This window comes from Pseudomonas oryzihabitans (assembly GCF_007665395.1).
In the GTDB taxonomy this organism is placed as follows: Bacteria; Pseudomonadota; Gammaproteobacteria; order Pseudomonadales; family Pseudomonadaceae; genus Chryseomonas; species Chryseomonas psychrotolerans_C.
In genome coordinates, this window is sequence record NZ_VDND01000009.1 from 204,058 (window position 1) to 214,134 (window position 10,077).

Here is a 10,077-nt window from a genome sequence, read left to right on the forward strand (position 1 = left end):
TAGGGATGACCCTGCGCCACCGCGGTTCGATGGGAACGACGGCCGGTAGCCTAGTGACGGATCACCTCGCCGCGCTGCGGCGCAAGACGGGCCAACAGGCCATTCTGCGTCCGCTCCGGTATCCCTTCGCGCTGCATGGCCAGCTGCAGGTCTTCCACCAGCGCATTGAAATCGGCCGGCTGCAAGTTCAGGCCACGGTGACTCTCGGCCATGCTCGCGCCCTCGTAGCGGCAGGGTCCACCGGCGTCGACACAGAACTTCTGGATGAGTAGCCCGCGCAGGCGGCGAATGTCGACATTGGCGAAGTAGTGCCGGATCCGCTCATCACGGGCGATATTGAGCAGCATCCCCTCGACGATCCGGGTGATACCCGCCTGGCCACCCAGCTCCTGGTAGAGCCGGTCATTCGCCGGAGGCGGGGACGCGCAGCCGAGCAGGCTCGCCAGCAGGGAGGCCAACAGCCAAGGCTTCAACTTCATCAATAGCTTCCCTGCAGCGACAGGTAGAGGCCCTGCTGATCATCGAGGGTGGCGATCTCGCCGAGCCAGGCGTAGGCCAGCACCACCGACAGGTGCTTGTTGGGGAAGTAGCCGACGAAGGTATCCACCCAGTCGCTCTCATGGGTGAAGGACAGGTTCTGCGGCTTCTGCCGGTACTCCATGCCCACCGCCCAGCGTGGGGTGAAGAGCACCGCGGCCGAGCCCTCCTTGAGCCACTGGCGGCTGTCGTTGCGATCGCCGCCGAAGCCGAGCAACCCCAGCTCGTTGGCGCGGCTGTAGCGCAGCCCGGCATTGAGCAGCAGGTTGTAGCCGAAGGCGCCGCCGAGGAACAGCCGGCTGGCACCCAGGTAGCCCTCGACATCGCTGTCGCGCCGTGCGCCCACCGCCTGCGGAATGGCGAAATCACGCTGGTGCTTGTACTGGATCCCCAGGGAAACCTGGGGCAGGCGATCGTAGATCAGGTCGCCGGCGAGGCGCACCTTGGCGCCGAAGATGTCCTGGCTGAGGCTGTCTTCGGCAAGGTCCAGCTGGCGCCTCAGGGTCGGCATGTCCAACCGCTGCCGCGCGTAGGACAGCTCCACCCGGTTGTCGTAGGCCACCGCGGCGCCGGCCACGTCGAGCCGGTAATCGCCGGTCCAGACCCGGGTGGCGAACGCCGTCGCCCCGGGCTGCCCGCTTTCACCATAGCCGCCGATCAACGCCCAGGGCGTGATACCGCCCCCCGCCGCGCCCTCCACGCTGCTGGCGCCGCCGGTGGCCAGCAGCTTGCCGCCCTCGGCCTGCACGACCGTCGCCAGCAGCGCCAGGCCCAACCACCACCATCGCGTCATGAAAGCTCCTCTACCGCGGGCTCGGCCTGCCGTTCCATCCAGGCTTCGAACTCTCCGGCCGGAACCGGGCGGCTGATGTAGTAGCCCTGGATCAGGTCGCAGCCCCAACTGCGCAACAGCGCCAGGGTGCGACCTTCCTCGACGCCCTCGGCGACGACGTCCAGCCCCAGGTTGTGCCCCATCTCGATGGTCGAGCGGACGATGACGGCATCGTCGTTGCCCGGCTCCAGCTCCCTGATGAAGGACTGGTCGATCTTCAATTCGTCCACCGGCAGACGCTTGAGGTGCGCCAGCGACGCCTGGCCGGTGCCGTAATCGTCCACCGACAGCCGGATGCCCATGATGGAGAGGCGCTTGAGCAGGGCGATGGCCGCCTCGGGATCGGCCATGATGGCGCTCTCGGTGATCTCGAAGGTCAGCTGCCGGGCCGAGACGCCCGCTTCGTCGAGCCAGCGGATCACCCGTTCCGGGAGTTGGGTATCGGTGAGATCCACCGCGGAAACGTTCAGGGACACCTTCACCTCGCGCCCCTGGGTCTGCCACAGCGCCAGTTGGCGGATCGTCGCCTGGATCACCCAGCGGGTGAGCCCGGCCATGCTGCCGCTGCGCTCGGCAAGGGGAATGAATTCGCCCGGCGAAATCATGCCCAGCTCGGCGTGTCGCCAGCGCAGCAATACCTCCGCCTGCGGCGACCCATCGCCACGCAAGGCCACCTTGGGCTGGAACACCAGCATCAATTCGCCCCGCTCGCCCGCCAGCGGCAGGTCGTGGACCAGCTGCAGACGGCGCTGCTGGGCCGCGTCGCGGCCTTCGTCATAGACCCGCAGGCGCTCCGGCACCTGGGCGGCATCGAGCATGGCGCTACGCGCCCGTTCGATCAGCAGCGCCGGATCGCCGCTGTGCCGCGGGTACTCGGTGACGCCGATCCGGCAACTGAGGCGGAACAGCTGGCCTTCCCACTCGATCGGCTCGGCCAGCGCCTGGCGCAACTGGTCGGCCAGCCCCACGGCGCCTTCCAGACTCATGCGGCACACCTGGACGAGGAACTCGTCGCCCACCGGACGAGAGACGCAACCTCGGCCGGCCAGCAGCACCTGGGCACGCTCGGCCACCAGCTTGAGGATGCGGTCGCCCCCCGCGACGCCCGCGGCCTCGTTGATCGCCTGGAAGTCGTCCAGGCCCAGGTACAGCAGCGATACCTGGGACTGGGTCGCGATGAACACCCGCAGCCGCTCTTCGGCCAGGATGCGGTTGGGTAGGCCGGTCAGGGGGTCGTGCAAGGCATGGTGATTCAGCCGCTGCTCCCGCTCGGCGATGCCTTCGCGCATCGTCTCGAGCATCCGCGCCAGTCGCCCGAACTCGTCCCGACGCTGCACGTCCACCTTGACCGCATAATCGCCCTGGCCAATTCGCCAGGACACCACCGCCAGCTCCCGCAGCGGCTGGGCCAGGCTACGCGCCAGCAGGAGCGCACCCAGCAGGGCCGTCAGCAGGGCGCCACCGGCGATCAGCGCCAGTTGCCGCAGCAGGGGCGCGAACTCCCCCAGTGCCACGTCCAGCGAGCGCAACAGGTAGACGTACACCGGACTCTCGCGGGTGCCCAGGGTCAGTCGCTTGACCTGATAGAGCCGGTCGCCGAGCGTCATCTGCCAGGTCTCGGTCGTATTGGGCGAAGCCTGGAGTTGCTGCGCCAACAGCTGCCCCTGGGCCACCGGCAGGGTGCTGGCCATACTGGTAGCACCGCCCAGGAACACCACGTCGAGGTTGATCAGCGAGCGAAATTCCTGCGCCATGGCCTGATCCATGGCGAAGGTCATCACCACCTGGGCAATGGGTACCGGCGCCCGTACCGGCACCGTCACCCGCAGCGACGGTAGGCCGGTGCCCGCCACCACGCAACTGCCATCGCCACCGGCCGCCGTCGACGCGGGCAGGCGCTCGCCCTCGCTGTGGCCCGGCACGGTGCTGGCGATCAGGCGACCGTCCATGTCCAGCAGATAGGTGTCACCGGCGCCCACGCGCGCCCCATGGTTGGCCAGTACCGATCTCAGGGTCGGCACGTCGCCACTGGCTACCGCGTCGCGAAAGCCGAAATCGGCGGCCAGGACGCGCACGGCATCGTTCAGCCGACGGCACTGGCCATCCAGGACCTGACGGAAGACCCGGGCCCCGGTATCGAGCTGGTCATAGGATTGCCGGACCGCGCTGGCCTCCGTCGCGGCCTTGACCGTGAGGTAGACCAGCGCGATCACCACCAGCATCAGCAGGAAGAGACTGCCGGCGATGCGGGTCTGGAAACTATGGATGAGCTTCATCGTGCGCTGCCTTGTGGAAGGCATCCTCGAACGCCGAGCTCGCCGGTTCCGCCGGCTGCGGCTTCGGCTGGACGGCCAGCTGGAGCTTCACGGTCAAGGGCGTCCCTGCCACGTCCAGATCGGGTTGGGCCACCTCATGCTTGTCGCTGAGGTCGGGATGCCAGAGTGTCAGCTGATAATGACCGTTCGGCGCCTCGAGCCGGGCGTGACCCTGACTGTCGGTCACCGCGGAGCGCCCAGCGGCGGTCACATAGATGTAACCCACCATCCAGTCGTGGATGTTGCAGCCCACCACCACCACCCCGGGCTGGTCGAACACCACCGGCGTGCTGGGAATGCCGTGGTAGAGCGGTAGCTCGAAGTGCTTGGGGCTGGAAAAGGAATACACCTGGTGCCGGATGTCATCGGTATTGGGAAAGCTCACGGCCGTGCCCGTGGACACCGCCAGGACATGGGGGACGAAACGCCGATTCTGCTGGTCGATGGCTGCGGGGCGCCGCTCGGGGACCAGCCCCTGGCCGGACAGCATCACCACGGCGTCGGCCAGGGCCGCGCCCTGGCTGTCGACGACCGTCACCGTGATCTCCGCCGCCTGTGCGGTCCCCAGGCCCAGGGCCAACAGTCCCGCCACCACCCATAGCTTGTTCACCGGCTGCTCTCCACGAGGCATCGTTCGAATCCATCGCCGGCTGCGCGGCGTGACCTCAGCATTAGCGGCCGTCGCGGCGGAATCTTTATCGGGACCAGTCCCCTGGTCATCCCGGCGGTCGCACTTCAAGCGGCGCCCGGCGGTCAAGAAGGACAGATGTTTCCCCGCGTTGAAAAAGCAGCGCGCTCGCCCCATGTTGGCCTCACATCCAAGCCCAAGGTACGCCAATGAGCGATCAGGATAATCAAGCGGACATTCTCAGCGAGGAAGCCGGCCAGACCGGTCTGGCGCTCCCTGGCCAGAATCTTCCCGACAAGCTCTACATCATCCCCATTCACAACCGGCCGTTCTTCCCGGCGCAGGTACTGCCCGTCATCGTCAACGAAGAACCCTGGGCGGAAACCCTGGAACTGGTGGCCAAGACCGACCACCACTGCCTCGCGCTGTTCTACATGGACCAGCAAGCCGAGGATGCCGAAGGCTTCGATCCCGACCAGTTGCCCCAGCATGGCACCCTGGTACGCATCCATCACGCCAGTCGCCAGGACGGCAAACTGCAGTTCGTCGCCCAGGGCCTGTCGCGGGTACGCATCCGCGGCTGGCTGCGCCGGCAACGGCCGCCCTACCTGGTGGAAGTCGAACACCTGCGCCCCAGCCCCGATCCCAGCGACGAGGTGAAGGCCTACGGCATGGCGCTGATCAACGCCATTAAGGAGCTCCTGCCGCTCAACCCGCTCTACAGCGAAGAGCTGAAGAACTACCTCAATCGCTTCAGTCCCAACGATCCTTCGCCGCTGACCGACTTCGCCGCCGCCCTCACCACCGCGCCGGGCGACGAACTGCAGCAGGTGCTCGACACCGTACCCATGCTGCAGCGCATGGAAAGGGTCCTGCCGCTGCTGCGCAAGGAAGTGGAGGTGGCGCGCCTGCAGAAGGAGCTCTCCGCCGAGGTCAATCGCAAGATCAACGAGCGCCAGCGCGAATTCTTCCTCAAGGAACAGCTCAAGCTGATCCAGCAGGAACTGGGCATCACCAAGGACGATCGCAGCAGCGACATCGAAAGCTTCCGCCAGCGGCTGGACGGCAAGGTCCTGCCCGAGGCGGCGCAGAAGCGCATCGACGACGAGCTGAACAAGCTCTCCATCCTCGAGACCGGCTCGCCCGAGTACGGCGTCACCCGCAACTACCTGGACTGGGCGACCGACCTGCCCTGGGGCGTCCATGGCCAGGACAAGCTCGACCTCAAGCACGCGCGCAAGGTGCTCGACCGTCACCATGCCGGCCTCGACGACATCAAGAACCGCATCCTCGAATTCCTCGCCGTGGGCGCCTTCAAGGGCGAGGTGGCCGGTTCCATCGTGCTGCTGGTAGGCCCGCCCGGGGTGGGCAAGACCAGCATCGGCAAGTCCATCGCCGAATCCCTCGGCCGCCCCTTCTATCGCTTCAGCGTCGGCGGCATGAGGGACGAGGCCGAGATCAAGGGCCATCGCCGTACCTACATCGGCGCCATGCCCGGCAAGCTCGTCCAGGCCCTGCGCGACGTCAAGGTGATGAACCCGGTGATCATGCTCGACGAGATCGACAAGATGGGCCAGAGCTACCAGGGCGATCCGGCCTCGGCGCTGCTGGAGACCCTCGACCCCGAGCAGAACGTCGACTTCCTCGACCACTACCTGGACCTGCGCCTGGACCTGTCCAAGGTGCTCTTCGTCTGCACCGCCAACACCCTGGATTCCATTCCCGGGCCCCTGCTGGACCGCATGGAAGTCATCCGTCTGTCCGGCTACATCGCCGAGGAGAAGCAGGCCATCGCCAAGCGCCACCTCTGGCCCAAGCAGCTGGACAAGGCCGGCGTCCCCAAGGAGCGCCTGACCCTGACCGACAGCGCCCTCAAGGCCCTGGTGGAAGGCTATGCCCGCGAAGCCGGGGTACGGCAGCTGGAGAAGCAGCTGGGCAAGCTGGTACGCAAGGCGGTGGTCAAGCTCATCGACGAGCCCAGGCTCAAGCTCAAGGTCGGTGCTGCGGATCTCGAGGATTACCTGGGCAAGCCCACCTTCCGCAAGGAACAGCTGCTCTCCGGCGTCGGCATCATCACCGGGCTTGCCTGGACCAGCATGGGCGGTGCCACCCTGCCGGTCGAGGCCACGCGCATCCATACCCTGAACCGGGGCTTCAAGCTCACCGGCAAGCTCGGCGAGGTCATGAAGGAATCGGCCGAGATCGCCTACAGCTACGTCACGGCCCACCTGAAGGAATTCAAGGGCGACCCGAATTTCTTCGACCAGGCCTTCGTGCACCTGCACGTACCCGAGGGCGCCACGCCCAAGGACGGCCCCAGCGCCGGTGTCACCATGGCCTCGGCACTGCTGTCGCTGGCGCGCAACCAGGCGCCGAAGAAGAACGTGGCCATGACCGGCGAGCTGACCCTCACCGGCCAGGTGCTGCCCATCGGTGGGGTCAGGGAAAAGGTCATCGCCGCCCGGCGACAGAAGATCAGCGAACTGATCCTGCCGGAACCCAATCGTGGCGATTTCGAGGAGTTGCCGGCCTATCTCAAGGAAGGCCTGACCGTCCATTTCGCCCGGCGCTTCGCCGACGTGGCCAAGGTGCTCTTCTAGACCGACCGACCTCTTGGGGTATGCTCTGCGTTTTGCCGTCATACCCCGGAGGTTTCCATGTCCCCGCGCCACCTGTTCTGGAGCTGCCTGCTGCTGGCCGGTTGCAGCAGCACTCAGCCGAGCGGCAACCTCATTCTCGGCGACGACAGCGACTGCACCCCCCTGGTCATGCATCCTGGCCAGGAACTGACCCTGACCCTGCCCAGCGATCCCACCAGCGGCTATCGCTGGGCCATCCTCCAGCGCAGCGACAACCTCAAGCAACTCGGCCCGGAGGTCTTCCGCGAACAGCGCCAGGACCAGGGCGGCATCGGCAGCGCCGGTCAATCGCTCTGGCGCTTCCGCGCCCAAGCGGCCGGCAGTGCCCATCTCGAACTCCAGGCCCGGCAACCCTGGGATGCCGCGGCCGAGCCCCAGGCCCGCTTCGACTGCCGCATCGAAATCCGCTGAAGCCACGTCCGGCGCGAGCGGCCGGGGGTACAATGCCCCCTTTCGATTTTCCAGGTACCACCCATGAGCGAAGCCGACCGCCTGTTCGCGTCGCCGCAGCCTCCCGCCGACTTCACCTTCAACGAAGACGTGGTGCGCGTCTTTCCCGACATGATCAAGCGATCGGTGCCGGGCTATCCCACCATCGTCGAAAACCTCGGCGTCATCGCCGCCCGCTTCGCCCAGCCCAACAGCCACCTCTATGACCTCGGCTGCTCGCTGGGCGCCGTTACCCAGGCCCTGCGCCGCCATGTCCGCGCCGAAGGTACCCGGGTGGTGGCCATCGACAATTCCGCGGCCATGGTCACCCGCTGCCGCGAATACCTGAGCGCCCAGGACTCCATGCACGAGGAACTGCTGCCGGTCGAGGTGCTGGAGGCCGACATCCTCGAGGCACCGCTCCAACCTGCCTCGGTGATAGCGCTCAACTTCACCCTGCAATTCATCGCGCCGGAGCAGCGCCTGGGCCTGCTCGGTCGGCTGAGAAGCAGCCTGCTGCCCGGTGGCGCGCTGCTGCTGTCGGAAAAGATCCGCTTCCCGGATGACCAGACCCAGCAGTTGCTCAACGGCCTGCACCTGGACTTCAAGAGAGCCAATGGCTACAGCGAACTGGAAATCGCCCAGAAACGCACCGCGCTGGAAAACGTCATGCTCACCGATACCCTGGACGAACACCGCGCGCGCCTGCAGGCCGCCGGCTTTTCCACCGTCGTACCCTGGTTCCAATGCCTGAACTTCGTCTCCCTGATCGCCCTGCCATGACCCAACCGGCTTACCTCGCTGAATTGCAACAGACCCTCGCGGGCACTCCACTGGCCGCCTGGTCCCACGCCCTCGAAGCCATCCTGGCCGCCAAGTACGCCCGCGGCCATGGTGATCTTCAACGCTGGCAAGGCGGCCTCGACGCCCTGCCTGATCTCGTCGTCGACAACGTAGAATTACGCGACAGGTTGCGCCTCGACGGTCGTCTTTCCGCGGAGCAACACCAGGCGCTGCGCCAGGCCCTGCTGCAACTACGGCCCTGGCGCAAAGGTCCCTTCCAGTTGTTCGACCTGCACCTGGACACCGAATGGCGTTCCGACTGGAAATGGGAGCGGGTAGCTCCGCATCTGGACCTGCAGGGTAAGCGGGTGCTGGATGTCGGTAGCGGCAACGGCTACTACCAATGGCGCATGCTTGGCGCCGGGGCCAGCGCTGTTATCGGGATAGATCCCAACTGGCTGTTCCACTGCCAGTTCCAAGCCCTGCGCCACTATCTACCCGACCTGCCCACCTGGCACCTGCCCCTTACGCTGGAAGAGCTACCCGCCCTGGACGGCGGCTTCGATACGGTCTTCTCCATGGGTGTGCTCTATCATCGTCGCTCGCCCATCGATCACCTACTGGATCTCAAGAACTGCCTCGACAGCGGCGGCGAGCTGGTCCTGGAAACCCTAGTCGTCGCAGGTGACGCCACTACCGTCCTGGTCCCGGAAGACCGCTACGCCCAGATGCGTAATGTCTGGTTCCTGCCCTCTACCGATGCCCTGCAGCTCTGGCTACGTCGCGCCGGTTATCGCGACATCCAGCTGGTGGATCTCACTCCCACCACAGTGGACGAACAACGCTCCACCGAGTGGATGGGCTTCCAGTCCCTACCAGACTTCCTCCACCCGGACGATCCGAGTCTCACGATCGAAGGCCTCCCCGCCCCCTTGCGCGCCACCCTCATCGCCCGCAAACCCTGAACAGCAGAAAGCAAAAAGCCTGGCCAATGCCGGGCTTTTTATTGCTCTGTCTTGGTACTTTGGCAGGTTGGGCTGAGCGCAGCGAAGCCCAACATCCAGGCCCGCTCCGTGGCCTGTAGCCCCTAGCGCACGTACCGCTCGAACGTTGGGCTTCGCAAGCTCAGCCCAACCTACGTATCTATCGCTGCCATGGCGGTCCGCCGATGCGGCCGCTCCTACGGTAGGACTTTTGTAGGAGCGGCCCATGGCCGCGAGAGCCCGGCGCAGCCGGGCTGTTGTGGCTCTTGCTCTTGAAGGCTTCAGCTGCACCTGGCCTACCAGGCCGCACTCAAGCCCCCCGCAGCACCGCTCCTAGCCCCCTCTCCCCCCGGGAGAGGGCTGGGGTGAGGGCAACCCCAGCCACCTGACCTGCCGGCTTCGCCCCAAGCGCTCCTAGCACCCCCGCCAAACTTTCCCCGCCCCAAAGACAACACCCCCGTCAGAATGAACTGAGCGGGGGTGCTGGGTGTTAGGCGCTTGACGATGACCTACTCTCACATGGGGAAACCCCACACTACCATCGGCGATGCATCGTTTCACTTCTGAGTTCGGGAAGGGATCAGGTGGTTCCAATGCTCTATGTTCGTCAAGCAATTCGGTTGGCTGGCCAGGCGATGACGCCTGCCTGGCTGGCCCAATTGGGTCTGTGATCGAAGTAGACAACTCGTCTTGGGTCTTGCGAACCCACGCGCCGTTTTCGGCGTCGTCTTCCTTACGCTCTGACACGCGGTCAGATTGTTTGGGTGTTATATGGTCAAGCCTCACGGGCAATTAGTATCGGTTAGCTCAACGCCTCACAGCGCTTACACACCCGACCTATCAACGTCGTAGTCTTCGACGGCCCTTTAGGAAGCTCAAGGCTCCAGTGAGATCTCATCTTGAGGCAAGTTTCCCGCTTAGATGCTTTCAG

General features: G+C 65.6%; 8 protein-coding genes and 2 rRNA genes. 4 read left to right on the forward strand and 6 right to left on the reverse strand.

The genetic code is table 11. The annotated features are described in order from the left end of the window. Nucleotides 1–50 precede the first annotated feature (50 nt). Genes FSV73_RS18755 through FSV73_RS18770 form a run of 4 tightly spaced genes read right to left on the reverse strand, consistent with a single transcriptional unit; the run spans nucleotide 51 to nucleotide 4,315 of the window. Nucleotides 51–479, reverse strand: a complete 429-nt coding sequence (locus FSV73_RS18755) for a group I truncated hemoglobin (RefSeq protein ID WP_145009689.1) — start codon at nucleotides 477–479, stop codon at nucleotides 51–53. Then, a complete protein-coding gene (locus tag FSV73_RS18760; RefSeq protein ID WP_145009692.1) occupies nucleotides 479–1,330 on the reverse strand; it encodes a DUF3034 family protein in 852 nt (283 codons plus the stop codon). The genes FSV73_RS18755 and FSV73_RS18760 overlap by 1 nt, the downstream gene beginning before the upstream one ends. Next, the gene (locus FSV73_RS18765) at nucleotides 1,327–3,645 is read right to left on the reverse strand and encodes a putative bifunctional diguanylate cyclase/phosphodiesterase (protein WP_145009695.1); all 2,319 of its coding nucleotides are present in this window, start codon (nucleotides 3,643–3,645) and stop codon (nucleotides 1,327–1,329) included. The genes FSV73_RS18760 and FSV73_RS18765 overlap by 4 nt, the downstream gene beginning before the upstream one ends. Then, on the reverse strand, nucleotides 3,629–4,315 hold the full coding sequence (locus tag FSV73_RS18770) for a methylamine utilization protein (RefSeq protein ID WP_260856111.1): 687 nt from the start codon (nucleotides 4,313–4,315) through the stop codon (nucleotides 3,629–3,631). Before FSV73_RS18770 ends, FSV73_RS18765 begins: the two co-directional genes overlap by 17 nt. Before the next feature lie 206 nt (nucleotides 4,316–4,521). On the opposite strand from FSV73_RS18770, the gene lon reads away from it, so the two are divergent. The 4 genes from lon to cmoB all read left to right on the forward strand — a co-directional run bounded on the left by lon (nucleotide 4,522) and on the right by cmoB (nucleotide 9,128). Continuing rightward, entirely contained in the window at nucleotides 4,522–6,912 is a 2,391-nt protein-coding gene (lon, locus tag FSV73_RS18775) for an endopeptidase La (RefSeq protein ID WP_145009697.1), read from the forward strand. Nucleotides 6,913–6,969: 57 nt separating this feature from the next. Then, nucleotides 6,970–7,362, forward strand: coding sequence for a protease inhibitor I42 family protein (locus FSV73_RS18780; protein WP_145009700.1), 393 nt, complete (start codon nucleotides 6,970–6,972; stop codon nucleotides 7,360–7,362). A 63-nt stretch (nucleotides 7,363–7,425) separates the two neighbouring features. After that, on the forward strand, nucleotides 7,426–8,163 hold the full coding sequence (gene cmoA / locus FSV73_RS18785) for a carboxy-S-adenosyl-L-methionine synthase CmoA (RefSeq protein WP_145009703.1): 738 nt from the start codon (nucleotides 7,426–7,428) through the stop codon (nucleotides 8,161–8,163). After that, a complete protein-coding gene (gene cmoB, locus FSV73_RS18790) occupies nucleotides 8,160–9,128 on the forward strand; it encodes a tRNA 5-methoxyuridine(34)/uridine 5-oxyacetic acid(34) synthase CmoB (protein ID WP_145009707.1) in 969 nt (322 codons plus the stop codon). The genes cmoA and cmoB overlap by 4 nt, the downstream gene beginning before the upstream one ends. A gap of 514 nt (nucleotides 9,129–9,642) precedes the next feature. Here the strand turns inward: cmoB and rrf are convergent. Together rrf and FSV73_RS18800 are read right to left on the reverse strand one after the other, a co-directional pair. Beyond that, nucleotides 9,643–9,758: ribosomal RNA gene (gene rrf, locus FSV73_RS18795) — 5S ribosomal RNA — on the reverse strand. Between the two features lie 159 nt (nucleotides 9,759–9,917). Then, nucleotides 9,918–10,077 (reverse strand): 23S ribosomal RNA (locus FSV73_RS18800); the annotation flags it as partial.

Bases quoted from the DNA above. Each gene is read 5' to 3' on its own strand.
- FSV73_RS18755 (WP_145009689.1), bottom strand. From the start codon at position 479: ATGAAGTTGAAGCCTTGGCTGTTGGCCTCCCTGCTGGCGAGCCTGCTC.
- FSV73_RS18760 (WP_145009692.1), bottom strand. From the start codon at position 1,330: ATGACGCGATGGTGGTGGTTGGGCCTGGCGCTGCTGGCGACGGTCGTG.
- FSV73_RS18765 (WP_145009695.1), bottom strand. From the start codon at position 3,645: ATGAAGCTCATCCATAGTTTCCAGACCCGCATCGCCGGCAGTCTCTTC.
- FSV73_RS18770 (WP_260856111.1), bottom strand. From the start codon at position 4,315: ATGCCTCGTGGAGAGCAGCCGGTGAACAAGCTATGGGTGGTGGCGGGA.
- lon (WP_145009697.1), top strand. From the start codon at position 4,522: ATGAGCGATCAGGATAATCAAGCGGACATTCTCAGCGAGGAAGCCGGC.
- FSV73_RS18780 (WP_145009700.1), top strand. From the start codon at position 6,970: ATGTCCCCGCGCCACCTGTTCTGGAGCTGCCTGCTGCTGGCCGGTTGC.
- cmoA (WP_145009703.1), top strand. From the start codon at position 7,426: ATGAGCGAAGCCGACCGCCTGTTCGCGTCGCCGCAGCCTCCCGCCGAC.
- cmoB (WP_145009707.1), top strand. From the start codon at position 8,160: ATGACCCAACCGGCTTACCTCGCTGAATTGCAACAGACCCTCGCGGGC.